General features: G+C 69.7%; 20 protein-coding genes. 9 read left to right on the top strand and 11 right to left on the bottom strand.

Annotated features, from left to right (window positions below; translation table 11 throughout):
• Positions 1–39: 39 nt before the first annotated feature.
• Positions 40–1,272: a formaldehyde dehydrogenase, glutathione-independent gene (gene fdhA, locus ACZ4WS_RS44230; RefSeq protein ID WP_467989351.1), complete on the bottom strand. Its 1,233-nt coding sequence runs from the start codon at positions 1,270–1,272 to the stop codon at positions 40–42.
• A gap of 134 nt (positions 1,273–1,406) precedes the next feature.
• Here fdhA and ACZ4WS_RS44225 point away from each other — a divergent pair, with 134 nt between their 5' ends.
• Positions 1,407–1,769, top strand: a complete 363-nt coding sequence (locus ACZ4WS_RS44225) for a cupin domain-containing protein (protein ID WP_467989349.1) — start codon at positions 1,407–1,409, stop codon at positions 1,767–1,769.
• Here the strand turns inward: ACZ4WS_RS44225 and ACZ4WS_RS44220 are convergent.
• From ACZ4WS_RS44220 to ACZ4WS_RS44210, 3 genes are all read right to left on the bottom strand, one after another.
• The gene (locus tag ACZ4WS_RS44220; RefSeq protein ID WP_467989347.1) at positions 1,759–3,057 is read right to left on the bottom strand and encodes an MFS transporter; all 1,299 of its coding nucleotides are present in this window, start codon (positions 3,055–3,057) and stop codon (positions 1,759–1,761) included. The genes ACZ4WS_RS44225 and ACZ4WS_RS44220 overlap by 11 nt on opposite strands.
• A gap of 159 nt (positions 3,058–3,216) precedes the next feature.
• Positions 3,217–3,771, bottom strand: coding sequence for a methylated-DNA--[protein]-cysteine S-methyltransferase (locus tag ACZ4WS_RS44215; protein WP_467989345.1), 555 nt, complete (start codon positions 3,769–3,771; stop codon positions 3,217–3,219).
• An 88-nt stretch (positions 3,772–3,859) separates the two neighbouring features.
• Complete coding sequence (locus tag ACZ4WS_RS44210) at positions 3,860–4,735, bottom strand: glycerophosphodiester phosphodiesterase (protein WP_467989343.1); 876 nt, start codon at positions 4,733–4,735, stop codon at positions 3,860–3,862.
• A 278-nt stretch (positions 4,736–5,013) separates the two neighbouring features.
• Between ACZ4WS_RS44210 and ACZ4WS_RS44205 the strand changes: the two genes are divergently transcribed.
• From ACZ4WS_RS44205 to ACZ4WS_RS44180, 6 genes are all read left to right on the top strand, one after another.
• Complete coding sequence (locus tag ACZ4WS_RS44205) at positions 5,014–5,880, top strand: MHYT domain-containing protein (RefSeq protein ID WP_467989341.1); 867 nt, start codon at positions 5,014–5,016, stop codon at positions 5,878–5,880.
• A gap of 40 nt (positions 5,881–5,920) precedes the next feature.
• On the top strand, positions 5,921–8,050 hold the full coding sequence (uvrB, locus tag ACZ4WS_RS44200) for an excinuclease ABC subunit UvrB (RefSeq protein ID WP_467989339.1): 2,130 nt from the start codon (positions 5,921–5,923) through the stop codon (positions 8,048–8,050).
• Between the two features lie 160 nt (positions 8,051–8,210).
• Positions 8,211–8,789, top strand: a complete 579-nt coding sequence (locus tag ACZ4WS_RS44195) for a TerD family protein (RefSeq protein WP_467989337.1) — start codon at positions 8,211–8,213, stop codon at positions 8,787–8,789.
• A gap of 45 nt (positions 8,790–8,834) precedes the next feature.
• The gene (locus ACZ4WS_RS44190) at positions 8,835–10,877 is read left to right on the top strand and encodes a TerD family protein (RefSeq protein WP_467989335.1); all 2,043 of its coding nucleotides are present in this window, start codon (positions 8,835–8,837) and stop codon (positions 10,875–10,877) included.
• 249 nt (positions 10,878–11,126) lie between these two features.
• The gene (locus ACZ4WS_RS44185) at positions 11,127–12,116 is read left to right on the top strand and encodes a TerC family protein (protein WP_467989333.1); all 990 of its coding nucleotides are present in this window, start codon (positions 11,127–11,129) and stop codon (positions 12,114–12,116) included.
• A gap of 156 nt (positions 12,117–12,272) precedes the next feature.
• Positions 12,273–13,373 (top strand): calcium:cation antiporter, encoded by a 1,101-nt coding sequence (locus ACZ4WS_RS44180; RefSeq protein WP_467989331.1) that lies wholly within the window; start codon positions 12,273–12,275, stop codon positions 13,371–13,373.
• Between the two features lie 77 nt (positions 13,374–13,450).
• Here the strand turns inward: ACZ4WS_RS44180 and ACZ4WS_RS44175 are convergent, their stop codons facing one another.
• The gene (locus ACZ4WS_RS44175; protein ID WP_467989329.1) at positions 13,451–14,752 is read right to left on the bottom strand and encodes an MFS transporter; all 1,302 of its coding nucleotides are present in this window, start codon (positions 14,750–14,752) and stop codon (positions 13,451–13,453) included.
• Positions 14,753–14,810: 58 nt separating this feature from the next.
• The gene (locus ACZ4WS_RS44170) at positions 14,811–15,857 is read right to left on the bottom strand and encodes a S66 family peptidase (protein WP_467989327.1); all 1,047 of its coding nucleotides are present in this window, start codon (positions 15,855–15,857) and stop codon (positions 14,811–14,813) included.
• Between the two features lie 101 nt (positions 15,858–15,958).
• Between ACZ4WS_RS44170 and aroQ the strand changes: the two genes are divergently transcribed.
• A complete protein-coding gene (aroQ, locus tag ACZ4WS_RS44165; RefSeq protein ID WP_467989325.1) occupies positions 15,959–16,432 on the top strand; it encodes a type II 3-dehydroquinate dehydratase in 474 nt (157 codons plus the stop codon).
• Between the two features lie 50 nt (positions 16,433–16,482).
• Here the strand turns inward: aroQ and ACZ4WS_RS44160 are convergent, their stop codons facing one another.
• From ACZ4WS_RS44160 to ACZ4WS_RS44140, 5 genes are all read right to left on the bottom strand, one after another.
• Positions 16,483–17,235, bottom strand: a complete 753-nt coding sequence (locus ACZ4WS_RS44160) for an amino acid ABC transporter ATP-binding protein (RefSeq protein WP_467989323.1) — start codon at positions 17,233–17,235, stop codon at positions 16,483–16,485.
• Positions 17,232–18,134: an amino acid ABC transporter permease gene (locus ACZ4WS_RS44155; protein WP_467989321.1), complete on the bottom strand. Its 903-nt coding sequence runs from the start codon at positions 18,132–18,134 to the stop codon at positions 17,232–17,234. The genes ACZ4WS_RS44160 and ACZ4WS_RS44155 overlap by 4 nt, the downstream gene beginning before the upstream one ends.
• Positions 18,131–19,015 (bottom strand): ABC transporter substrate-binding protein, encoded by an 885-nt coding sequence (locus tag ACZ4WS_RS44150; protein WP_467989319.1) that lies wholly within the window; start codon positions 19,013–19,015, stop codon positions 18,131–18,133. Before ACZ4WS_RS44150 ends, ACZ4WS_RS44155 begins: the two co-directional genes overlap by 4 nt.
• Before the next feature lie 473 nt (positions 19,016–19,488).
• Positions 19,489–20,145: an MBL fold metallo-hydrolase gene (locus ACZ4WS_RS44145; protein WP_467989318.1), complete on the bottom strand. Its 657-nt coding sequence runs from the start codon at positions 20,143–20,145 to the stop codon at positions 19,489–19,491.
• Between the two features lie 9 nt (positions 20,146–20,154).
• Positions 20,155–20,844: a maleylpyruvate isomerase family mycothiol-dependent enzyme gene (locus ACZ4WS_RS44140; protein ID WP_467989316.1), complete on the bottom strand. Its 690-nt coding sequence runs from the start codon at positions 20,842–20,844 to the stop codon at positions 20,155–20,157.
• Between the two features lie 224 nt (positions 20,845–21,068).
• On the opposite strand from ACZ4WS_RS44140, the gene uvrA reads away from it, so the two are divergent.
• Positions 21,069–24,119: an excinuclease ABC subunit UvrA gene (gene uvrA / locus ACZ4WS_RS44135; RefSeq protein ID WP_467989314.1), complete on the top strand. Its 3,051-nt coding sequence runs from the start codon at positions 21,069–21,071 to the stop codon at positions 24,117–24,119.
• Positions 24,120–24,286 lie beyond the last annotated feature (167 nt).

Genomic DNA, 24,286 nt, shown 5'->3' with positions numbered 1-24,286 from the left:
CGCGCGCGGGGGCACCCCTTCGGGAGGTCCTTCGAGACGTCAGACGGGCCGTACGCCGTTCAGCGCCCCATGCGGATCGAGTACGTACTTGCGGCTGGCGCCCTGGTCGAACTCGGCGTAGCCGCGCGGTGCGTCCTCCAGGCTGATCACCGTCGCGTTGACGGCCTTGGCGATGTGTACCCGCTCGTGCAGGATCGCCTTCATCAGCCCCCGGTGGTACCGCATCACCGGGCACTGCCCCGTGGTGAGGCGATGGCTCTTCGCCCACCCCAGGCCGAGCCGCACCTTCAGCGTCCCGGTCCGCGCGTCCTGGTCGATCCCGCCGGGGTCGTCCGTGACGTACAGCCCGGGGATTCCCAGGGCGCCGCCCGCGCTCGTGATGCCCATCAATGAGTTGAGGACGGTCGCGGGGGCCTCCTGGGCGTTCGGGCCGTGGGCCCGCGCCTCGAAGCCGACCGCGTCGACGGCCGCGTCGACCTCGGGTTCTCCGAGGATCTGCGCGATCTGGTCCGCCACACCGCCCTGTGACACGTCGACGGTCTCACAGTCGAAACTCCGTGCCTGGGCAAGGCGTTCGGCGTTGAGGTCCCCGACGATGACGACGGCGGCACCGAGGAGCTGCGCCGAGGCGGCCGCGGCCAGACCGACCGGGCCCGCTCCGGCGACGTACACCGTCGAGCCGACCCCGGCGCCGGCGGTGACCGCGCCGTGGAAGCCGGTCGGGAAGATGTCCGACAGCATGGTCAGGTCCAGGAGCTTCTCCCGTGCCTGGTCCCGGTCCGGGAACCGCAGCAGGTTGAAGTCCGCGTACGGGACCATGGCGTACTCGGCCTGGCCGCCGACCCAGCCGCCCATGTCGACATAGCCATAAGCCGCTCCCGGGCGGGCCGGGTTGACGTTCAGGCAGAGGCCGGTCTTGCGCTCCTTGCAGTTGCGGCACCGCCCGCAGGCGATGTTGAACGGCACCGAGACGATGTCCCCGACCTCGATGAACTCGACGTCCGGACCGCGTTCCAGTACCTCTCCGGTGATTTCGTGTCCGAGGACCAGCCCCTCGGGCGCGGTCGTACGGCCCCGCACCATGTGCTGGTCACTTCCGCAGATGTTGCTGGCGAGCACCTTGAGAATGACCCCGTGCCGGCACTTGCGACCGACGTTCTCGGGGGCCACTCCCGGCCCGTCCTGCAGTTCAAGCGTCGGATGGTCGATGGTCCTGACCTCCACCGCACCCGGCTTGAGATACGCGACTGCCCTGTTTCCGCTTCCGCCCATACGAGATCGCCGTCCCTTCGGCTCCGTGACTTCGGATGCCAGCGGCTGTGCGCAGGGCGGAGTCTGCTACCGGTCGCGCGTCCCGGCCACCCTCCGCGCGCGGCCTTTCTCGAATGCCCTTAAGGTGACCGCTCATGACCACGCACACCGAGGCCACCCCGTCCTTCGCCGTACACATCCCTGACGCCGAGCTCGAACCGGAGCCGCTGGATCCGGAGCAGATCGTCTCCGGCGCTCCGGTCGTGACGGGCAAGGTGTTGTGGGAGTCCGCCGACGGCAAGCAGCTGCGCGGCATCTGGCAGATCACGCCCGGTGTGGTGACCGACACGGAGGCGAACGAGCTCTTCGTCGTCGTCAGCGGCCGCGCCACGATCGAGGTCGAGGGCGGCGACGTCATCGAGGTGGGCCCGGGTGACGCGGCGATCCTGCGCGAGGGCGACCGCACGACCTGGACGGTGCACGAGACGCTCCGCAAGGCGTACCACATCAGCCTCTGAGGCCTTGGGAAGCCGCTGATGCCCGGGAGCGGCGGCCCCGCGTGAACAACGCCAGCCCGCCCAGCGGCAGCAGCAGACACGCGGCGAGCAGGTTCAGCCACCCGTAACTCGCCCGCGCGACCACCAGACCGGCGGCCGCTCCACCGAGACCGGCCGCCGTGTTCATGGTCAGGTCGGACAGCCCCTGCGCGGCGGCCCGCGCGGCCTGCGGCACGGAGTCCGTGAGGAGCGCCGAGCCCGACACCAGACCGGACGACCAGCCCAGGCCCAGCACGAAGAGGCCCGCGGCGGTCTGCCCATGGCTGTCGCCCGCCGTTCCGGCGAGCAGCGCCGCACAGGCCAGCAGGCCCACGGCGAGCCCGATCCCGGAGAGCCGTCCGAGCCGGTCCGAGAGCCGCCCCATCAGGGGCGAGAACGCGTACATGCCCGCGATGTGACCGCTGATCACCAGCCCGATCAGATCGATGCTCGCCCCGTGGTGCCCCAGGTCCACTGGGGTCATCGACATGATCGAGACCATCGCGGTGTGCGAGACGGCCACCGTCACGAGTGCCAGCCGGGCGCGCGACGAGGCGGCGACGGCGGCGATCCCGGCCCGCAGGGAACGCGCGTCGGCCGACCGCTCCTCCACCGGCGCGAGCGCCCGCGCGGTCAGCAGCGGATCGGGACGCAGCAGTACGGCCACCAGCAGCGCCGACACGAGAAATACCCCGGCCGCCCAGAGGAAGGGCCCCGCCGCCGCGGGAATCCCGAGCCCGGAGACGCTGCGTCCCGCGGGCGCGGCGATGTTGGGCCCCAGCACGGCCCCGATCGTGGTGGCCCACACCACGTTCGAGATGGCGCGCGCCCGCCGCTGCGGCTCGGCCAGATCCGCCGCCGCGAACCGCGACTGCAGATTCGCCGACGAGGCCGCGCCGAACCCCGCCATGCCGAGCAGCAGCAGCGGAAAGCTCCCGATGCTCGCCGCGACCACGACGACACCCGCCCCCGTCGCACCGATGAGATACGCCAGCACGAGTCCGGGCCGGCGGCCGCGTGCGGTCATCAGGGCGGCCAGCGGCACGGACAGCACCGCCGTACCGGCGACGGTCGCGGTGGGCGCGAGCCCGGACAGCGACTCGGTGCCACTGACCTGCTTGGCCAGGACGGTGGCGAGCGCGATGCCGGTGGCGACGCCGAGCCCACCGAGGATCTGACCGGCTATCAGCACGGCGGTGATCCGGCGCCGCAGTGCCGGTATCGCGTCCGCGTCGACGGGCACGGCGGTCTTCCTGCCGGTGGAGGTCACGGCGAACACTCGGCTGTGGCTGTGGCTGTGGCTGTGGCTGTGGCTGCGGCGGAGGCGGAGGCTGTGGTTGTGGCGGAACCGGATCCGGTCATCGGCGCAGTTTCTCAGCTCGTACCCCCGTGCGAACAAGGGTTGTCGCACAGGGGGCGATACGCGATGTCAGAACAGCGGCTCCGGAAGCACCCCTTCCAGCGCCAGCAGCTTCCGCTTGGTCTCCAGCCCGCCCCCGAACCCGCCGATCCCGCCGTCGCGCTCGACGACCCGGTGGCACGGCACGACGACCGGCAGCGGGTTGGAGCCCATGGCCACGCCCACGGCCTGCGCCGCGCCCGGCTGACCGACCCGACCGGCCAGGTCGCCATAGCCCACGACCGAGCCGTACGGGACGCCGGAGGCCAGCTCGCGCAGCACCTGGCGGTTGAATCCGGAGATCAGCGACCAGTCCAGCGGCAGCTCGAAGGCGTGTCGTTCGCCCGCGAAGTACGCCGTGACCTGGCGTATCGCCTCGGCCAGCAGCGGGGAGTCCGGTGCCTCCACGGGCTCGCTGCCCAGACGGGACGCGAGCCTGTCGAGCGCCTTGTCGCGCACCGCGTCCGTGGCGTGGAACACGACGTTCACCAGGCCTTCGCGCGTCGCCGCCAGCAGCAGCGGGCCGATGCCCGTGCGCACGACGGTCCACACGACCTGCTGCTCGTACTGCCCATGGCTGTCCATGCGCTCCACCGTACGGCGCGCCACTGACAACGCCCGTGGTGCGGACACCGGCACACGTCCGCACCACGGGCTGGGGAGCCGCGCGCTGCTATCGCAGAGCCCGCTGGACCACGTCCGGCACGTTCGTGATGATGCCGTCCACGCCGAGGCTTGCCACGCGGCGGGCCGCGTCCGTGTCGTTCACGGTCCAGGCGAAGACCTCCATCGGCCTGCCGTGCGGTCCGTCGAACGTGTGGACCGCGGAGACGTAGTCGGACGAGAGGGAGGTCTGATCCGAGTTGATCTGGTCGGCGAACCGCGCGTAGTCGGACAGCTGAGCCGTCGACGGCGTGCCAAGGAAGGCCGTCTTGATGCCGGGGCGCAGATCGTGGACCGTCCGCACACTGGGCGCACTGAAGCTCTGGACGACCAGCCTGCTGCTGAGATGCGCCGGGTCGAGCCAGCCCTCGTTGCTCAGGAGCTTGAGGGTCTGCCGCTCGATGCCCGGGTAGAGCTTGGGATTCTTGATCTCCAGGACGAGCTTCTGATGGTTGTGCGAGACGCGGTTCATGTACTGCTTCAGCGTCGGCACGCGTACGCCCGCGTACCGGCGGCTGAACCAGCTCCCCGCGTCCAGACGTGAGATCTCCGCGGCAGTGAAGTCCTTGACCTTCCAGGGAGCCCGGTCGGGATAGACCTGCTCGACGTCGGTCGTACGTGCCAGCGTGGCGTCGTGGAGGACGACGAGTTCGCCGTCCCTGGTGCGCTGGACGTCGTTCTCGACCCAGCCGAACCCCATCGCGGCCGCCTTGTCGATGGCGGCCAGGGTGTTCTCGGGCGCGTACGCCGAGGCACCTCGGTGGGAGACGATCACCGGACCGGCGCCCTGGGGCCCGGACCCGGCCTTGGCGCTGGGGCCGGGCAGTATCAGCACGGCGCCCCCGATGAGCGCGGCGGTCGTGGCGGCGGCAACGCGCGTGTGCATACGTACTCCTCGCGTCGAGCGATCACAGACAGCACAAGAGTGACAGCAGAGGGTCAACGACGGAGGGTGCGAGATGGCCACAGATTGAATGGAGTTGTCCAAGTCCGCTCACTGGCACCGCACAAGTGGGGCGAGGCCGTGATTCTTTGCCGGAAAATCGTTCGACCATTCCGGTGGGGGTCATACTCTCTGCCTCAACCCTGACGGTTCTTACGGTCCCGAGGGTGGGGGCATTTCAGGGAATTCCGGGAGCAACAGGGCGGGAAGGGCAGCCGCGCATGCAGGGCACGGTCGACGGCTTCACTTACGGACTCGTCACACCGCTGGTGGCGTACCTCATGGCCTGCCTGGGCGGAGCGCTGGGGCTGCGCTGTACCACCAGATCGATGCTCGTCGTCCGCTCGTGGCGCGCGGGCTGGCTCGCCCTCGGGTCCGCCGCGATCGGGTCGGGTATATGGACCATGCACTTCATCGCGATGATGGGGTTCTCGGTCAAGGAAACCCCGATCCACTACGACAAACCGATCACGTTCGCGAGCCTGGGCGTGGCCATCGTGATGGTCGGCATAGGGATCTTCATCGTCGGCTACCGGGGCGCCACCGGAACGGCGCTCTTCACCGGAGGCACCATCACCGGCCTCGGAGTCGCCTCGATGCACTACCTGGGCATGGCCGGTATGCGCCTCAACGGAAAACTCGAGTACAACACCCTCACCGTTTCCGCCTCGGTCGTCATAGCTGTCGTCGCCGCCACGGCAGCGCTGTGGGCGGCGGGACAAGTACGGGGATTCCTCTGGAGCGTGGGCGCCAGTCTCGTCATGGGGCTGGCCGTCAGCGGCATGCACTACACGGGCATGGCCGCCCTGAGAGTTCATCTCCACGGCACGTCCACCAGCCCCGGCGGAGACTCGGCCGCCGCCCTTCTCGCGCCCATGATGATCGGCCCGCTGGTCTTCCTGTGTCTGGCGGGCGTCGTCGTGATGTTCGACCCCCAGATGGTGATGGGCAGGCCCGACTGGACCCCCACGGAGAACAGGCCCGGAGTCCCGGCCCACCCCACCGGCCCGCACCCCGGCCGCCGTCCCCCGCCCCGTACCGGCCAGGACCGCGGACACCGCAGCTCCCGCACCCCGCAGAGCTGGTGATCCGGCCCGGTTGTCAGTGCGGGGTCGTACGGTGGATTCCATGCGGCCCGTATCCAAGATCGAACGTTCGGTGGCGCCCTTCGAGGTCGTCAGCCCCTACCAGCCGAGCGGTGACCAGCCCGCGGCCATCGCCGAGCTGGAAAAGCGCATCAGCGCAGGTGAGAAGGATGTCGTCCTGCTGGGCGCGACCGGTACCGGCAAGTCCGCCACCACCGCGTGGATGATTGAGAAGCTCCAGCGCCCCACGCTCGTCATGGCGCCGAACAAGACGCTGGCCGCCCAGCTGGCCAACGAGTTCCGCGAGCTGCTGCCGAACAACGCGGTCGAATACTTCGTGTCGTACTACGACTACTACCAGCCCGAGGCGTACGTCCCGCAGTCGGACACCTACATCGAGAAGGACTCCTCGATCAACGAGGAGGTCGAGCGCCTGCGCCACTCCGCGACCAACTCACTGCTCACCCGCCGTGATGTCATCGTGGTCGCGTCGGTCTCCTGCATCTACGGCCTCGGCACGCCGCAGGAGTACGTGGACCGGATGGTTCAGCTCAAGGTCGGCGACGAGATCGACCGCGACGACCTGCTGCGCCGCTTCGTCGACATCCAGTACACGCGCAACGACGTGGCGTTCGCGCGCGGCACCTTCCGGGTCCGCGGAGACACCATCGAGATCTTCCCGGTCTACGAAGAGCTGGCCGTCCGTATCGAGATGTTCGGCGACGAGATCGAGGCCCTCTCCACGCTGCACCCGCTCACCGGCGAGGTCATCAGCGACGACACCTCGCTGCACGTCTTCCCGGCGTCGCACTATGTGGCGGGCCCCGAGCGCATGGAGCGCGCCGTCAACGACATCGAGAAGGAGCTGGGGGAGCGCCTCGCCGAGCTGGAGAAGCAGGGCAAGCTCCTGGAGGCCCAGCGCCTGCGCATGCGCACGACGTACGACATCGAGATGCTCCGCCAGATCGGCTCCTGCTCCGGCGTGGAGAACTACTCGATGCACTTCGACGGCCGCGAACCCGGCTCCCCGCCGAACACCCTGATCGACTACTTCCCGGACGACTTCCTGCTCGTCATCGACGAGTCGCACGTCACCGTGCCCCAGATCGGAGCGATGTACGAGGGCGACGCGTCCCGCAAGCGCACCCTCGTGGACCACGGCTTCCGACTGCCGTCCGCGCTGGACAACCGCCCCCTGAAGTGGGAGGAGTTCCAGGAGCGCATCGGGCAGACGGTCTACCTCTCGGCGACCCCGGGGCAGTACGAGCTCTCTCGCTCCGACGGCCAGGTCGAGCAGATCATCCGCCCCACCGGCCTGATCGACCCCGAGGTCGTCGTCAAGCCCACCGAGGGCCAGATCGACGACCTGGTGCACGAGATCCGCAAGCGCACCGAGAAGGACGAGCGCGTCCTGGTCACCACGCTCACCAAGAAGATGGCCGAGGACCTGACCGACTACTTCCTGGAGCTCGGCATCCAGGTGCGCTACCTCCACAGCGACGTCGACACCCTGCGCCGCGTCGAGCTGCTGCGCGAGCTGCGCGCCGGCGAGTACGACGTTCTGGTCGGCATCAACCTCCTGAGGGAGGGCCTCGACCTACCCGAGGTCTCCCTGGTGGCGATCCTCGACGCCGACAAGGAGGGCTTCCTGCGCTCGGGCACCTCACTGATCCAGACCATCGGCCGCGCCGCGCGTAACGTGTCCGGCCAGGTCCACATGTATGCCGACAAGATCACCCCGGCGATGGAGAAGGCCATCGAGGAGACCAACCGGCGCCGGGAGAAGCAGGTCGCGTACAACAAGGAGAGGGGCATCGACCCGCAGCCCCTCCGCAAGAAGATCAACGACATCGTGGCGCAGATCGCCCGCGAGGACGTCGACACGGAGCAGCTGCTCGGCTCCGGCTACCGCAAGTCGAAGGACGGCCAGGGCGCCAAGGCCCCGGTGCCCTCGCTCGGCGGCAAGGCGGCCAAGTCCGCCAAGGGCAAGGCCAAGGAGACGGTGCCGACCGACCGTCCCGCGGCCGAACTCGCCGGGCAGATCGAGGAGATGACGGAGCGGATGCGCGCCGCCGCGGCCGATCTCCAGTTCGAGATCGCGGCCCGGCTGCGCGACGAGGTCTCCGAGATGAAGAAGGAGCTGCGGCAGATGAAGGAGGCGGGGCTGGCCTGACGCCCCCGCTGCCGGCGCCGGACCTCGGCATATGCGCGCTGTGTTGCAAGACCGACACAAAGTGCTCCCCAGGGTTCGGCGCTGTCAGTGCCGCTGCGTAGGGTTCTGGTCATCCGCGGACTCCGCGGCAACAGGGGACAGTTCGAGAGGGGAACAGCGCGTGACGGTCAACATGACCAAGGGTCAGGCCATCAGTCTGCAGAAGAACGACGGGGGCACCCTGACCGCGGTGCGGATGGGGCTCGGCTGGCAGGCGGCCCCCCGGCGCGGCCTGTTCGGCTCGCGCACCCGGGAGATCGACCTCGACGCCTCCGCCGTGCTGTTCGCGGACAAGCAGCCCGTCGACGTGGTGTTCTTCCGTCACCTCGTCAGCGACGACGGCTCCGTGCGGCACACCGGTGACAACCTGGTGGGCGGCGTCGGCCAGGGCGGCGACGACGAGGCGATCCTCGTCGACCTGCAGCGCCTCCCGGTCCACATCGACCAGATCGTCTTCACCGTGAACTCCTTCACGGGCCAGACCTTCCAGGAAGTACAGAACGCGTTCTGCCGTCTGGTCGACGAGACCAACGGCCAGGAGCTGGCCCGCTACACGCTGGACGGTGGCGGCAACTACACCGCCCAGATCATGGCGAAGGTGCACCGGGCGGGCGCGGGATGGCAGATGACGGCCCTCGGCACGCCGGCCAACGGCCGTACGTTCCAGGACCTGATGCCCTCGATCCTGCCGCACCTGTAGGCAGCCGGGCGCACAGCACACAAAGCGACATAGGGGGACAAGGCGATGACGGCCGAGCTGGTCCGGGGGCAGAACCATCCGCTCTCCCAGGTCCGTCTTGAGGTCCGTGTTTCGGCCGGCAAGCCGATCGTGGCCGGGGCCACGCTCAGCGACGAGCAGGGCAAGGTCCGCGGCGTCGAGTGGGTGGCCCACCCGGGCGCGCCCACGCTGCCCGGACTCGAGGTCTCCAAGCAGGCGGCGGCCGACCACCGCCTCGCGTTCGACCTGGACGCGCTGCCGGAGACCGTGCACCGGGCCAGTGTGCTGCTCGCACTGCCGTCCGGGGCCGGTGGCCCGGTCCGGTTCGGCGCCGTCGCCGCCCCCTTTGTCGCGGTCACCGGCCTCGACGGCTCCGAGGTCGCCAGCTACACCATCACAGGGCTCGACGCGGAGTCGGCCGTCGTCGCCCTGGAGCTCTACCGCAGACAGGGCGCCTGGAAGGTCCGCGCGGTCGGGCAGGGGTACGCGGGCGGTCTCGCCGAACTCCTCACCGACCAGGGCCTGCCCGAGGCCCACCAGCTCGCGGGCAGCATCAACGAGGCGGTGGCCCAGGGTCTCGCGCGCTCGGTGGCGGCGCCCCCGCCCCGTACGAGCGACGCCGACCGCTCACGACAGGCGGCCACGCCTGCAATGGGACCGGACCAGCCGTACGCCGGGACCCAGGGCGCCTCCGGGACCGTACCCGCGCAGGGGGCCCAGCCGTCCTCCCCGTACGACGCGCCCGGTCCGCAAGGCACCACCGCGCCGCAGGGAAGCCATCCCGGAGGACTCACACCCTCCGACCCTTCTGCCGTCACCCAGCCGTCCGGGCCCGCCGCCGGCGGCCCGGTCGACTACAGCCACCCCGGCCGGCAGAACGCGGCGCCGCCTCCGCCTCCGCCTCCGCCGACCGCCCCACCCGCGCCGCCCGGGCAGCCCGCTCGGCCCGTCGCGGGCGACGCGACCGGCTGGTCCATGGAGGAGCGGCTCTACAACCAGGTGTGGGGCATGTTCGAGGACCTGGCCCGCACCACTGCCGCCTACCGCAGCGCCGTCGACTTCGCCGACTCGCGCCTGGAGCAGGAGCTCGACAAGGTCCTTTCCGACCCGCGCGGCCGGATCGGCGGGCAGGGTGACGCGGCGCGCGAGGAGGCCCACGCCAAGCACGTCCACCTGGTCGACCAGGCCAGGGCGGCCCTCGACCGGGACCTCGCCCAGCTCACCGCCGAGGCAGAGGTCGTCGAGCCCGCGCTGCCCGCGGCGTACGCGCGCTGGGACAACCCGGTCTGGCACGGCTACCGGGTGCCGATGGAGATCCCCATGGCCGTGCGCCTCGGCGACCTCCACCTGCCCGAGAGCGAGGGCCTGAGCGTTCCGATGCTGGTCCGGCTGCCACTGGAGCGTGGCCTGTGGATCGACAGCGGTCGTGCCACCCTCGACGACTCGCTCGCCGACTCCGACGAGCTGCGTCGCCTCGCCATGGACACGGCGGTGGCGCAGGCCGCGCGGCTGCTCGCCGTCTATCCCGCGGGCGAGTTCAGCGTGCACGTCATCGATCCGGCCGGTTCGGGAGCCTCGTCTCTCGCGCCGCTGGTGCAGACCGGGGTGCTCGACAGCCCGCCTGCCGCCGGTGCCGCCGGTGTGGCCGACGTCCTGGCGCGGCTCACCCAGCGGGTGGACCTGGTGCAGATGGCGGTGCGCGGCGGCGCGGCCGACTCGCTGCCGCCGGGCCTGGACACCGCCGAGCAACTGCTGATCGTGAACGACTTCCCGCACGGCTTCGACGACCGCGCCGTGACCCAGCTGCGCTATCTCGCGGACGAGGGTCCGGCCGTCGGCGTCCATCTGATGATGGTGGCCGACCGGGAGGACGCCGCCGCCTACGGGCCGCTGCTCGAGCCGCTCTGGCGCTCGCTGCTGCGGCTCACTCCGGTGCCGGACGACCACCTCGCCGACCCGTGGGTCGGGCACGCATGGACCTACGAGCCCGGGCTCGTACCGCCGGGCAGCCAGGTGCTCCAGCAGGTGCTCACGCAGGTGGCGGCGGCCCGCCGTCCTTGGAACCGCTGAGTCCCGTGCCAAGTACTCGTAAAGGCGTTTGACCAGGGAATTTGGCACTTCTTTTACTATTCACTTTACCTTTCCTTGGTGATTCGGGTACTCTCTTTTCCACGGAGGGGAGTACTCCCTACCTGCTGCGGCGTCCCCGTCAATACGGATCAGGCCAGATCCCGGGGCGTCGGCCCGTACACCACGGGTGGAAGAGACCTCCGGTAGCGACGACGCTGAAATCTGCCGTTACGTACTGCCGGAGGCGCAGTGGATGTTTCCGTGACCCTGTGGGTCCTGACAATCGCGGGCCTCGCAGCCCTGATCGCGGTCGACTTCTTCATCGGCCGTAAGCCGCACGACGTGTCGATGAAGGAAGCCGGAATCTGGACGATCGTCTGGATCGTCCTGGCCGGACTGTTCGGCCTGGGACTGCTCGTCTTCTCCGGCGGTGAGCCCGCCGGAGAGTTCTTCGCGGGCTTCATCACCGAGAAGTCGCTGAGCGTCGACAACCTCTTCGTCTTCGTCCTGATCATGGCGAAGTTCGCGGTGCCCTCGCAGTACCAGCAGCGGGTGCTCCTCGTCGGTGTGCTGATAGCCCTCGTCCTGCGCGCGATATTCATCGCCGCGGGCGCCGCGATTCTCGCGAGCTTCGCGTGGGTCTTCTACATCTTCGGCGCGTTCCTCATCTACACCGCCTGGAAGCTGATCCAGGAGGCCCGGGCCGACGAGGAGGACGAGGGGTTCGAGGAGAACCGGCTGCTCAAGGCCGCCGAGCGACGCTTCGGCGTGGCCGACCGCTACCACGGCACCAAGCTGTGGATCCAGCGGAACGGCAAGCGCGTCATGACGCCGATGCTGGTCGTGATGCTCGCGATCGGCACCACCGACGTGCTCTTCGCGCTCGACTCGATCCCCGCGATCTTCGGCCTGACCCAGGACCCGTACATCGTCTTCACGGCCAACGCGTTCGCGCTGATGGGTCTGCGGCAGCTGTACTTCCTCATCGGCGGCCTGCTCAGGAAGCTGGTCCACCTCAGCTACGGCCTCTCGGTCATCCTCGGCTTCATCGGCGTCAAGCTGGTGCTGCACGCGCTGCACGAGTCCGGGGTCCATGTCCCCGAGATCTCCATCCCGGTCTCGCTCGGCGTGATCTGCGCGGTCCTGGTGGTCACCACGATCACCAGCCTGATCGCCTCCAAGAAGCAGGCGGCGCAGGACGAGGTCAAGAGCGCTCCGAAGGACAGCATCGACGTCTGACCACCCTCGGACGTAGTGACAACCACCTCCGGGAGCGGTGCACGGTGAATTGCCGGCCACCGCTCCCGGTGCTTGCTTGAGTGCTGAGCGCTCCCCGGCCCGGGGGCTCCGCGCCACCGGAGTGCGGGGCCCGCGTCCGGCTGCGACGATCGCTGCATGATCGTTCGGCTCTGGTCACTCGTGACGCAGTGGACGGCCGTCGTGCCCGTGCTCGCGGTGGTCCTGCTGGCCTTCACCTGGGGTCGCGACCTGCCCGGCGCGGTCGTCGCGCTGGTGACGCTGGTCCTCGCCGGAGCCGTGCTCGCGGCCGTTCATCACGCCGAGGTGATCGCACACCGGGTCGGTGAACCCTTCGGTTCGCTCGTACTCGCCGTCGCCGTCACGATCATCGAGGTCGCGCTGATCGTCACCCTGATGGTGGACGGCGGAGACAAGAGCTCGACCCTGGCCCGCGACACGGTGTTCGCGGCCGTGATGATCACCTGCAACGGCATCGTCGGGATCTGCCTGCTCGTCGCCTCGCTGCGGCACGGGCTCGCGGTCTTCAACGCCGAGGGCACCGGCGCCGCGCTCGCGACCGTCGCGACGCTGGCCACGCTCAGCCTGGTGTTCCCGACCTTCACCACCAGCAAGCCCGGCCCGGAGTTCTCCGCCACCCAGCTCACCTTCGCCGCGCTCGCCTCGCTGGTTCTGTACGGCCTCTTCGTGACGACCCAGACCGTGCGCCACCGCGACTACTTCCTGCCGATCACCCGGCAGGGCGAGGTGATCGACGCGGACGACCACGCCGACGCCCCGTCCGCCCGTACCGCCGGTATCAGCCTGGGGCTGCTCGGCCTGGCCCTCGTCGGCGTCGTCGGTCTCGCCAAGGGCGTGTCGCCCACCATCGAGTCCGGGGTCCAGGCGGCCGGTATGCCGCAGTCCGTGGTCGGTGTGATCATCGCGCTGCTCGTGCTGCTCCCCGAGACCATCGCCGCGCTGCGGTCGGCCCGTCGCGACCGGGTGCAGACCAGCCTCAACCTCGCCCACGGCTCGGCCATGGCCAGCATCGGACTGACGATCCCCGCCGTCGCCCTGGCGACGGTCTGGCTCTCCGGGCCGCTCGTCCTCGGCCTCGGCTCCACCCAGATGGTGCTGCTCGCGCTGACCGTGGTGGTGAGCTCCCTGACGGTGGTTCCCGGGCGCGCGACTCCCCTCCAGGGAGGCGTCCATCTGGTGCTGTTCGCGGCGTACTTGGAGCTGGCGATCAATCCCTGACCGACGGCAGACCCTGACCGGCGGTCACCCCTTGGCCGGCGGTCACTCGGTGGCCGACGGCCAACCCTCGCCGACGGTCACTCGGTGGCCTGTGCGGCGGCCAGTCGCGGTACCGGCCGCGTCTCCGGCAGCAGCGCGAAGCAGCCCAGGCTGAGGAGCGCGATCCCGGTCAGGTACGCGGCCACGCCCCAGGGGATCCGTTCCCCCTGGGCCACCGCCGTCGCCACGATCGGCGTGAGCGCGCCGCCCAGGACCCCGCCCAGGTTGTAGCCCACCGCCGCGCCCGTGCAGCGCACCCGGGGCTCGTACAGCTCCGGCAGATACGCGGCGATCACGGCGAACATCGTGATGAACGTGATCAGGGCCACCAGGAAGCCGAGGAACATCAGCAGAGGCTCGCCGGTCGACAGCAGCGCGACCATCGGGAACATCCACAGCGCCGCGCCCGCGCAGCCCGCCAGACACATCGGCCGCCGCCCGTAGCGGTCGCCGAGCAGGGCCACCAGCGGCGTCAGGGAGCCCTTCACCACCACGGCGGCCATGATGCAGGTCAGCATGACGGTACGGCTCACACCGAGGCGCTCGACGCCGTAGGCGAGCGCCCAGGTCGTCACCGCGTAGAACACCGCGTAGCCGACCGCGAGTCCGCCGGCCGTCAGCAGCACGAGCCGCCAGTGACCGCGCACCACCTCGACGAGCGGCACGCGCGCGTGGTCCTGCATTTCCAGAAAACGCGGACTCTCCGCGAGCGAGCCACGCAGCCACAGCCCCGCCGCCGCGAGCACGCCCGCCGCCCAGAACGGCACCCGCCACCCCCACGCCGCGAACTGCGCGTCGGACAGCGTCGCCGACAGCACCAGCATCACGCCGTTGGCCAGCACGAACCCCACCGAAGGACCGATCTGCGGGAAGCTCGACCACAGCCCGCGCCGCTCGGCGGGCGCGTGCTCCGCGGTCAGCAGCACCGCTCCGCCCCACTCCCCGCCGAGTCCGAGCCCCTGCAGAAAACGCAGCACAAGAAGGAGCACGGGAGCGGCCACACCGATGCTGTCGTACGTCGGTACGCAGCCGACGGCGATGGTCGCCGCACCGGTCAGCAGCAGCGAGGCGACCATGACCGGCCGCCGCCCGCGCCGGTCCCCGATGTGCCCGAAGAGCACCGAACCGAGCGGGCGTGCGACGAACCCGACGCCGAAGGTCGCGAAGGCCGCCAGTGTCCCCGCCAGTGGTGAGAAGGTCGGGAAGAACAGCGGTCCGAGGACCAGCGCGGCCGCGGTCCCGTAGACGAAGAAGTCGTAGAACTCGATGGCCGTCCCGGCGAGCGAGGCGGCCGCGAGCCGGAGCATGGAGGGCGCCCTTACGGTGCGTACGTCGTGCATGCCGCGTCAACTACCCACGGTGACCGTCGGTTACGGGGGCGCGCGGGGGCGACGGGGATCAGTAGGTGACCGTGATGCGCCGTGCGGGGCCGTCCACCCGGATCACGCCCCCGTAGGGGAGGACGACTTGCGGATCGGTGTGTCCGAAGTCCACGTCGAAGACGGTCATGGTGTTGGGGGCATACACACGCAGGGCGCGTATGACGGCCTCGCGCTGCTCGGTGGCATAACGGGCGCCCTCCTCGGGGCTGTTGGGGCGCTCGAAGGACCAGGTTTTGGGACGCGCCATCAGGAGTGCGGAGAAGCGTTGGAGCAGTCCGCGCTCGCCCATGTTCCGGAGGGTACGGAAGACCTCTTCACCGCTCGGCATCTCCTCCGAGGTCTCCAGGATGAGCACTCCGCCGTCGTACTCGGTGAGGTCGTGCGAGATCTCGCGGTCGGCCATCAGCAGCGAGCCGACGATCTCCAGGCAGCCGCCCCAACCGCGCCCCTCGACCACCCGGTCGGCGTTCAGCCAGGTCCATCCGGTGCCGGGCCGGGTCTCCGGCTCCGCGTCGAACGTCGCCGGGTCCGCCCAGTCGCGGCTGACGTCGCGCCAGCGCTCGGCGGGCCGCAGCTGGTACTCGCCCGAAGTGAAGAGCGCGGCCCGCAGGGACTCGGCCGTCAGCGGATGCATGGCGCCGGGACGGCCCAGCTCGCACATCACGGTCGCTCCGTGGTAGCCGACGATTCCGGTGCGGCACAGATACGCGAGGAGATTCGTGTTGTCGCTCATGCCGAAGAACGGCTTCGGGTTCGCGCGGATCAAGTCCCGGTCCAGCAGCGGCAGCACGGTGATCTGGTCGTCGCCGCCGATCGACGCGATGACTGCCTTGACGGTCGGATCGGCGAACGCCGCGTGGATGTCGTCGGCCCGCTCCTGCGGCGTCGAGCCCATCTTCCGGGTCGTCGGATACTCGACCGGCTCGAGGCCGTACTCCTTGCGCAGCCGCTCAAGGCCCAGTTCGTACGGGAGCGGGAGGAGCCCCGGCAGCCCCGCGGACGGCGAGATCACGGCTATACGGTCGCCGGGTGAGGGCTTGGGAGGGTACGCGGGCGTCGTCATGACGGGAGGGTACGGGCCGTCACCGCTCAGGCGCACCGTGATAAACCGGGTCTGAGTAGCGGTCCTCGACGGGCCGACAGACCTGAAGGACCGGAGGAACCGTGCCCCGCACCCTGGCCAACGCCCCGATCATGATTCTCAACGGGCCCAACCTCAACCTGCTCGGCCAGCGCCAGCCGGAGATCTACGGCTCCGACACGCTCGCCGACGTCGAGGCCCTGTGCGCGAAGGCGGCGGCCGCGCACGGCGGCACGGTGGACTTCCGGCAGTCCAACCACGAGGGCGAGCTGGTGGACTGGATCCACGAGGCGCGCCTGAACCACGCCGGGATCGTGATCAACCCGGCCGCCTACTCCCACACGTCCGTCGCGATCCTGGATGCGCTCAACACCTGTGACGGCCTTCCGGTGGTGGAGGTCCACATCTCCAACATCCACCAGCGCGAGGAGTTCCGGCACCACTCGTACGTCTCGCTCCGCGCCGACGGGGTCATCGCGGGCTGCGGTATGCAGGGGTACGCGTTCGGGGTGGAGCGGGTTGCCGCGCTGGCGGGGGCGGGGCTGGCGGACGCCTGACGCAGGAAGGCCGGGAGGCCGAGAGGTCGGGAGGCAGGGGGGCAGGGAGGTCAGAGCCGCCCCGCCTCCACGATCCGTCGCAGGAACTGCTGGGTGCGTTCCTCGCGCGGGTTCCCGAAGACCTCGTCGGCCGTACCGCGCTCCAGGACCACGCCGCCGTCCAGGAAGCAGACCTGGTCCGCGACGTCGCGGGCGAAGCCCATCTCGTGCGTGGCCAGGACCATGGTCATGCCGTCGTCCTTCAAGTCCCGGACGACGGAGAGGACTTCGCCCACGAGTTCCGGGTCGAGGGCCGCGGTGATCTCGTCGAGGAGCAGCAGCCGCGGGCGTACGGCCAACGCGCGGACGATCGCCGCCCGTTGCTGCTGGCCGCCGCTCAGCCGGTCCGGGTACTCGCCCGCCTTGGCACCGAGCCCGAGCCGGTCGAGCAGCTCACGCGCGTGCGCCTCCGCCTCCGCGCGGTTCACGCCGTGCACGCGGCGCGGGGCGAGCGTGATGTTCTCCAGGACGGTCATGTGCGGAAAGAGGTTGTACGCCTGGAAGACCACGCCGATCCGGCGGCGCACCGCGTCCTGGTCGGACCGCGGGTCGGTGATCTCCTCGTCGTCCAGCCAGATCGCGCCGTCGTCGATCTCCTCAAGGAGGTTCGCGCAGCGCAGCAAGGTCGACTTGCCGGAGCCGGAGGCGCCGATCAGGGCGGTCACCGTGTGCGGGGCGACCTCCAGGTCGACGTCCCGCAGCACGACAGTGTCGCCGAAGGTCTTGCGGACCGATTCCATCCGCAGCACCGGAGTGCCGGTCATATGGTCCCTCCCTGTGCCCGCTGACGGTCCATCCGGCCCGTGATCCAGTCCGTGAAGCGGGTCATCGGGATGGTCAGGGCGACGAAGACCAGTCCCGCGATGATGTACGGCGTGTAGTTGAGGCTGCGGCCCACGATGATGTCGGCGGCGCGCACCGCGTCGACCGCGCCGCCGATCGAGACGAGTCCGGTGTCCTTCTGGAGGGACACCAGGTCGTTGAGGAGGGGCGGCACCTGGCGGCGTACGGCCTGAGGGAGGACGACGTAGCGCAGGGCCTGCCGGTTGGTGAGGCCCAGCGAACGGGCGGCGGCGCGCTGCGAGGGGTGGATGGACTCGATGCCGGCGCGGAACACCTCGGCGACATACGCCGAGTACGTCAGCGTCAGCGCCGTACCGCCGAGGAGGACCGGGTCCACCGTGATGCCCTGCAGCCGCAGCGCGGGGACGCCCAGCACCACGATCATCAGGTTGATGATCAGCGGGAGTCCGCGGAAGAAGTCCGTGTACGCGGCGGCCAGCGCCCGCAGCGGGAAGAACACCGGGCCGCGCAGGGTGCGGGCGATGGCTATCAGCATGCCGAGGATGAGAACCGCGACGCCACAGATCAGCAGCAGCCGGACATTGAGCCAGAGTCCTTCGAGGACCTTGGGGAACGCCTCGCGCGCGTACTGCCCGTTGAAGAACGTCTCCTTGGTGCGCGGCCAGCCGGGCGCGTTGACCACGACGAGGTACAGGACGACGCCGGTGACCAGGGTGGAGAGCGCGGCGATCGCCGTAGCGCGGCGGGCGCGGACACGCTTGTAGCGGTCCCGCTCGATCCGCCGCTGCGACGGGACGTACGCCTCGGGCATGTCTCCTTCGCCGGAGTCCTCTCCCGACTCCTCCTTCAGGACCGTCACTTGAGCACCGGAGCGTCGACGGCGTCGGACAGCCACTGCTTCTCGATCGAGGCCAGCGTGCCGTCCTCGCGCAGCGTGTCCACGGCCTTCGTCACGCAGGAGGTCAGCGCGCTGCCCTTGTCGAGGACGAGCCCGAACTGCTCGGACGCACCACCCTGGTTCTCGAACTGCCCGACGATCTTCGCGTCGGTCACCTCGGCCGCCGTGATGTAGAAGGCGGTAGGCAGGTCGGTCACGATGGCGTCGACCTGGCCGTTCTTCAGCGCGGACTTGGCCTGGTCGTTCTTCGCGTACGCGGCGGGCTGCTGACTCGGCTTCACCACGTCGTTGATGTAGTTCAGGCTGGTGGTGCCGACCTGGGCGCCCAGCTTCAGGCCCTTCAGGTCCGCGATGCTCGTCGCCTTCGCGGCCTTGGTGCCCTTCAGCGCGATGACGGCCTGGCGCACGTCGTAGTAGCCGGAGGAGAAGTCCACCGCCTTCTTGCGCTCGGCGCTGATCGACACCTGGTTGATGTCGAAGTCGAAGGTCTTCTCGCCGGGCGCGAATGCCTTGTTGAAGGGGACGGACTGCCAGACGACGTCGCCCTTGGCATAACCGAGTTGCTTCGCCACGGCGTAGGCGACCGCCGACTCGAAGCCCTTGCCGTTGGCGGGCTTGTCGTCCTGGAACCACGGTTCGTACGCGGGCTCGTCGGTCGCGATCGTCAGCTTGCCGGACGTCTGGGTGCCCAGCGCGCCCTTCGCGCAGGTCTCCCCGGTTGTCCCGGAGGCCTTGTCGGTCGCCTTCTCCTCCGGCTGCGGAGCACAGCCCACGGCGAGGGCGAGCAGGGCGACGGTGGCGCCGGAAGCGGCGCGGCGCAGGGCGCGTTGGGCGAGATGCATGGCGGGAGAGTGACAGTGCACCCTGCCGTTTGTCGAGGTCACAGGGGCAAATGTCCGCATACTGGGAACGCGTGTTGCGTTCTTGTGAACGCCCGTTGAGAAGCCCGGCCTGGTGCGTGACGAACGGCTCAGCCGGGGCCGTCGGCCGAGGGCGGGGATCGAAGGGCCGACGGCCCGTTCCGCGCAGGAGCCGTCATCCTGTGCGGGGCTGTCTCCAGTGGACTGCACCAGTGCCTGCGCCGGGAGCGCGCGCGTGACACCGGCGCGTGCGTTCGGTTCACACGGGGCGCGTGTTCAGGCATTGCGCGGGGCGTGCGTGCTTACGTTCGCGCGGGGCGCGTGCTCACGCATCACGTGGCGCCCATGGCCGCCGTGGTCGCGCACGCGGGGTGTGCGCTCGCCCGTCACGCGCGGGGCGCGTGCTCGCGAGCACGCGCCCCTGAGCCGGGTTCACGCCCGGGTCACGCCCGGGTTCACCACCCCCGCGCGCGCCACTCCGGCAGATGCGGGCGCTCCGCGCCCAGCGTCGTGTCGTTGCCGTGGCCCGCGTAGACCCAGGTCTCGTCCGGCAGCACGTCGAAGATCTTCGTCTCGACGTCGTGGATGAGGCTGGCGAAGGCCTTCGGGTCCTTACGTGTGTTGCCCACGCCTCCCGGGAAGAGACAGTCCCCGGTGAAGACGTGCGGATGCCCGTGCGGATCGTCGTAGACGAGAGCGATCGAGCCCGGCGTGTGGCCCACCAGGTGGCGCGCGGTGAGTTCCACGCGCCCCACCCGGATCGTGTCGCCGTCGTCGAGGAGGACATCGGTGGGCACCGGGATGCCGTCGGCGTCGTGCCGGCCCGCGTAGGTGCGCGCGCCCGTGGCCGCCACGACCTCCGCGAGCGCCTGCCAGTGGTCGCCGTGCTGATGGGTGGTGACGACGGACGCGATGCCGTCGTCACCGATCAGGGTGAGCAGTGTCGAGGCGTCGTTCGCCGCGTCGATCAGCAGCTGCTCGTCGGTGGCCCGGCAGCGCAGCAGATAGGCGTTGTTGTCCATGGGGCCGACCGCGACCTTGGAGATCATCAGGTCCTGCAGCTCGTGCACATCGGCAGGGCCGCCGACCTTCACCGCTCCGCTGTACGTCATGACGGCAGCCTATAGCGGGGGAAGGGCGGGAAGCGGACCGCCGTCGACGGTCAGACCGGCTCCGTCGCGCCGCCCCGCCAGCCAGCCGAGCAGCGCGGGCGCCGGACCGGTCACGGTGACCTCCGGGCCGCTCTCCGTGGCGCGCCCCGTGCTCCACGCGCGCGTGCCGTCGGTGACGCGGGTGGGAGGCACATCGGGGTGCCCGGCGAAGCGGTCGGCGAGAAACTCGATCTCCCGCTCCACGAACTCCTCCGGAAGATCCTCCAGCTCGTATCCGATCCCCAGATCCACGTGATGCAGCTCGACCTCGACCCACCGCCGGAACGGCACCCGGGCCGCGGAGTCCGTGACCCCGTTGCGCAGCTCCACGATGCGGGACCAGTCGGCGGGAGCGGCCCCCGCCTCCTGGAAGCGGGCCGCGCTCTCGCGTACGTCCGCGAGCTGCACGTCGAGAGGGCGCGGCGCGTCCCGTTCGATGTCCGCGTCACGGGCGTCCCCGGTGACGTACATGGGGCGTCCGGCGAGGACGTTCACCAGAGCGTCCGCGTTGCGGGCGAGGTGGGCGAGCACATGGCCACGGCTCCAGCCGGGAAGCCGTGACGGCTCGGTCAGGGAAGCGTTGTCCAGTTTGGCCGCTGCGGTGAGCAGCTGTTCGGTCGCGTCACGTACAGACGCCAGGTCACGCACATGATCGTTCATGGGCTCGACGATAGCCCCGCCACACGTTCGGGTGAAGGCGGTCGACCACCCCCGTAAATCGAATGTGCGTGCTATAAGCTCGGACGCGGCGTCGGGCATGCTTGGTGGTCCGGGATTGTTACCAACCAGGGAAACCAGACCGGCGTTGTCAGTGGCTCCCCCTAGTCTGAAAAAAGACGGGGGCCCCGCCCCTGTCACTTCTCTCAAGAAAGGTGCGGACCGGCGTGGCCGACCGTCTCATCGTCCGTGGAGCGCGCGAGCACAACCTGAAGAACGTCTCGCTCGACCTCCCGCGCGATTCGCTCATCGTCTTCACGGGCCTGTCGGGGTCGGGCAAGTCCTCCCTCGCCTTCGACACGATCTTCGCCGAGGGCCAGCGCCGCTATGTCGAGTCGCTGTCCTCGTACGCCCGGCAGTTCCTCGGTCAGATGGACAAGCCGGACGTCGACTTCATCGAGGGCCTCTCCCCGGCGGTCTCCATCGACCAGAAGTCGACCTCGCGCAACCCGCGCTCGACGGTCGGCACCATCACCGAGGTCTACGACTATCTGCGTCTGCTCTTCGCGCGCATCGGCAAGCCGCACTGCCCCGAGTGCGGCCGCCCGATCACGCGCCAGTCGCCGCAGGCCATCGTCGACAAGGTCCTGGAGCTGCCGGAGGGGAGCCGCTTCCAGGTCCTGTCGCCGCTGGTGCGCGAGCGCAAGGGCGAGTTCGTCGACCTCTTCGCCGATCTCCAGACCAAGGGGTACAGCCGGGCCCGGGTCGACGGCGAGACGATCCAGCTCACCGAGCCGCCCACGCTGAAGAAGCAGGAGAAGCACACCATCGAGGTGGTCGTCGACCGCCTCACGGTGAAGGACTCCGCCAAGCGCCGCCTCACCGACTCCGTGGAGACCGCCCTCGGCCTCTCCGGAGGCATGGTCGTGCTCGACTTCGTCGACCTCCCCGAGGACGACCCCGAGCGCGAGCGCATGTACTCGGAGCACCTGTACTGCCCGTACGACGACCTGTCCTTCGAGGAGCTGGAGCCCCGTTCCTTCTCCTTCAACTCGCCGTTCGGCGCCTGCCCCGAGTGCACCGGTATCGGTACGCGCATGGAGGTCGACCCTGAGCTGATCGTCCCGGACGAGGACAAGTCGCTCGACGAGGGCGCCATCCACCCCTGGTCGCACGGGCACACCAAGGACTACTTCGGGCGGCTCATCGGCGCCCTCGCCGACGCGTTGGGATTCCGGACCGACATCCCCTTCGCCGGTCTCCCGCAGCGCGCCAAGAAGGCCCTGCTCTACGGCCACAAGACGCAGATCGAGGTCCGCTACCGCAACCGGTACGGGCGCGAGCGTGTGTACACCACGCCCTTCGAAGGGGCCGTCCCCTTCGTCAAGCGGCGGCACAGCGAGGCCGAGAGCGACGCGAGCCGCGAGCGCTTCGAGGGTTATATGCGCGAGGTGCCCTGCCCCACCTGTGAGGGCACGCGCCTGAAGCCGCTCGTCCTCGCGGTCACGGTCATGGAGAAGTCGATCGCCGAGGTCTCCGCGATGTCCATCAGCGACTGCGCCGACTTCCTGGGCGAGCTGAAGCTCAACGCCCGCGACAAGAAGATCGCCGAACGCGTCCTGAAGGAGGTCAATGAACGGCTGCGCTTCCTGGTCGACGTCGGCCTCGACTACCTGTCGCTGAACCGCGCGGCCGGCACCCTCTCCGGAGGCGAGGCCCAGCGCATCCGTCTGGCCACCCAGATCGGCTCCGGCCTCGTCGGCGTCCTGTACGTCCTCGACGAGCCGTCCATCGGCCTGCACCAGCGCGACAACCACCGCCTGATCGAGACCCTCGTCCGACTGCGCGACATGGGCAACACGCTCATCGTCGTCGAGCACGACGAGGACACCATCAAGGTCGCCGACTGGGTCGTCGACATCGGCCCCGGCGCGGGCGAGCACGGCGGCAAGGTCGTGCACAGCGGCTCCTTGAAGGAACTGCTCGCCAACCCCGACTCGGTGACCGGGCAGTACCTGTCGGGCAAGAAGGAGATCGCCCTCCCGGACATCCGCCGCCCCGCCGACCCGAGCCGCAGGCTCACGGTGCACGGCGCCCGCGAGAACAACCTCCAGGACATCGACGTGTCCTTCCCGCTGGGCGTCCTCACGGCCGTCACGGGTGTCTCGGGCTCCGGCAAGTCGACGCTGGTCAACGACATCCTGTACACGCACCTGGCCCGCGAGCTGAACGGCGCGCGGAACGTTCCTGGGCGGCACACGCGCGTGGAGGGCGACGACCTCGTCGACAAGGTCGTGCACGTCGACCAGTCGCCGATCGGCCGTACGCCGAGGTCGAACCCGGCGACGTACACCGGAGTCTTCGACCACGTCCGCAAGCTGTTCGCCGAGACGACCGAGGCGAAGGTGCGGGGCTACCTGCCCGGCCGCTTCTCCTTCAACGTCAAGGGCGGCCGCTGCGAGAACTGCTCCGGTGACGGCACCATCAAGATCGAGATGAACTTCCTGCCGGACGTGTACGTCCCCTGCGAGGTCTGCCACGGGGCGCGCTACAACCGGGAGACCCTGGAGGTCCACTACAAGGGCAAGTCCATCTCCGAGGTCCTCGACATGCCGATCGAGGAGGCCCTCGGCTTCTTCGAGGCCGTGCCCGCGATCGCCCGCCACCTCAGGACGCTCAACGACGTCGGTCTCGGCTACGTCCGGCTCGGCCAGTCCGCGCCGACGCTGTCCGGCGGTGAGGCGCAGCGCGTCAAGCTCGCGAGCGAGCTGCAGAAGCGCTCCACGGGACGCACGGTGTACGTGCTCGACGAGCCGACCACCGGTCTGCACTTCGAGGACATCAGCAAGCTCATCACGGTGCTGTCCGGCCTGGTCGACAAGGGCAACACGGTCATCGTCATCGAGCACAACCTCGACGTCATCAAGACCGCGGACTGGGTCGTCGACATGGGTCCCGAGGGTGGCAACGGCGGTGGTCTCGTGATCGCCGAGGGCACGCCCGAGCAGGTCGCCGGTGTTCCGGCCAGCCACACCGGCAAGTTCCTGCGCGATGTCCTCGGCGCCGACCGGATCAGCGACGCGGCCCCGGTGAAGGCCCCGCGCAAGACCGCCGCCAAGACGGTGGCGGCCAGGGCGACGGCGAAGAAGACGGCCACGAAGACCGTCAACAACACGGCCACCAAGAAGGCGGCCGCCGCCACGAAGAAGACGGCCACCAAGACGGCCACCAAGAAGGCGACCCCCGCGAAGAAGACCACGCGGGCCCGCAAGGCCTGAACCAGGCGGCCGCACAGGGCCGGTCTGCATCAGGCGCCGCCCAAGGCCTGACATGGCGCACCGCCCGGCGCCCCACGGGAAGTTCCCGTGGCGTGCCGGGCGGTGCGACGATTCGTGGATGCGTCGGCGCCGGTCGGGCGCCGTCGCGCATCCGCGTGCCGTTCGGG

Source organism: Streptomyces sp. NPDC029292 (genome assembly GCF_055569295.1).
The sequence above is the reverse complement of the archived record's forward strand: the minus strand, read 5'-3'. Positions and strand labels throughout refer to the sequence as shown.

Coding starts and splice junctions, on each gene's coding strand:
- fdhA (WP_467989351.1), bottom strand. CDS start 1,272: ATGGGCGGAAGCGGAAACAGGGCAGTCGCGTATCTCAAGCCGGGTGCG.
- ACZ4WS_RS44225 (WP_467989349.1), top strand. CDS start 1,407: ATGACCACGCACACCGAGGCCACCCCGTCCTTCGCCGTACACATCCCT.
- ACZ4WS_RS44215 (WP_467989345.1), bottom strand. CDS start 3,771: ATGGACAGCCATGGGCAGTACGAGCAGCAGGTCGTGTGGACCGTCGTG.
- ACZ4WS_RS44210 (WP_467989343.1), bottom strand. CDS start 4,735: ATGCACACGCGCGTTGCCGCCGCCACGACCGCCGCGCTCATCGGGGGC.
- ACZ4WS_RS44205 (WP_467989341.1), top strand. CDS start 5,014: ATGCAGGGCACGGTCGACGGCTTCACTTACGGACTCGTCACACCGCTG.
- uvrB (WP_467989339.1), top strand. CDS start 5,921: ATGCGGCCCGTATCCAAGATCGAACGTTCGGTGGCGCCCTTCGAGGTC.
- ACZ4WS_RS44190 (WP_467989335.1), top strand. CDS start 8,835: ATGACGGCCGAGCTGGTCCGGGGGCAGAACCATCCGCTCTCCCAGGTC.
- ACZ4WS_RS44180 (WP_467989331.1), top strand. CDS start 12,273: ATGATCGTTCGGCTCTGGTCACTCGTGACGCAGTGGACGGCCGTCGTG.
- ACZ4WS_RS44175 (WP_467989329.1), bottom strand. CDS start 14,752: ATGCACGACGTACGCACCGTAAGGGCGCCCTCCATGCTCCGGCTCGCG.
- ACZ4WS_RS44170 (WP_467989327.1), bottom strand. CDS start 15,857: ATGACGACGCCCGCGTACCCTCCCAAGCCCTCACCCGGCGACCGTATA.
- ACZ4WS_RS44160 (WP_467989323.1), bottom strand. CDS start 17,235: ATGACCGGCACTCCGGTGCTGCGGATGGAATCGGTCCGCAAGACCTTC.
- ACZ4WS_RS44150 (WP_467989319.1), bottom strand. CDS start 19,015: ATGCATCTCGCCCAACGCGCCCTGCGCCGCGCCGCTTCCGGCGCCACC.
- ACZ4WS_RS44145 (WP_467989318.1), bottom strand. CDS start 20,145: ATGACGTACAGCGGAGCGGTGAAGGTCGGCGGCCCTGCCGATGTGCAC.
- ACZ4WS_RS44140 (WP_467989316.1), bottom strand. CDS start 20,844: ATGAACGATCATGTGCGTGACCTGGCGTCTGTACGTGACGCGACCGAA.